This is a genomic window from Mesorhizobium sp. M1D.F.Ca.ET.231.01.1.1 (genome assembly GCF_003999155.2).
GTDB lineage: Bacteria > Pseudomonadota > Alphaproteobacteria > Rhizobiales > Rhizobiaceae > Mesorhizobium.
In genome coordinates, this window is the sequence record NZ_RZOZ02000139.1 from 1 (window position 1) to 341 (window position 341).

The following is a 341-nucleotide window of genomic DNA, read 5'->3' on the forward strand; positions in this document are numbered from 1 at the left end:
CCTCAAGGCTTCGTCCGAACGAGATAGCTCAAACGACATCGGACATTCATTCACAGTGTTGACGGCTAGCCTGCTCAGGAGCGGGGGAACGAAACCCATGACTTCGAAGCTGAAGATCTGACGCTGATCTCGGACAGCAGAACGCCCCGCAGCCCTTCGTACACATCCGGGATCGGCACGGGGAGCACTTCTCGCCAGTTTCGGCCGGCCTCCAGCGCCGTCGCATAGTCGCTGTACAGGACCGCAAGGGCCTCGAGGTAGCCTTCAGGAGACCCCGCCGGCAGACTGGTCGCAAGTTTCGCGTCCGAGGAGATGTCGGCGTGGCCTCGACGATAGGTAAG

1 pseudogene is annotated in these 341 nt (G+C 61.0%); it reads right to left on the bottom strand.

The features are described 5' to 3' along the window. Positions 1–74: 74 nt before the first annotated feature. Positions 75–341, bottom strand: a pseudogene (locus EN874_RS34170) (gfo/Idh/MocA family oxidoreductase); the annotation flags it as partial.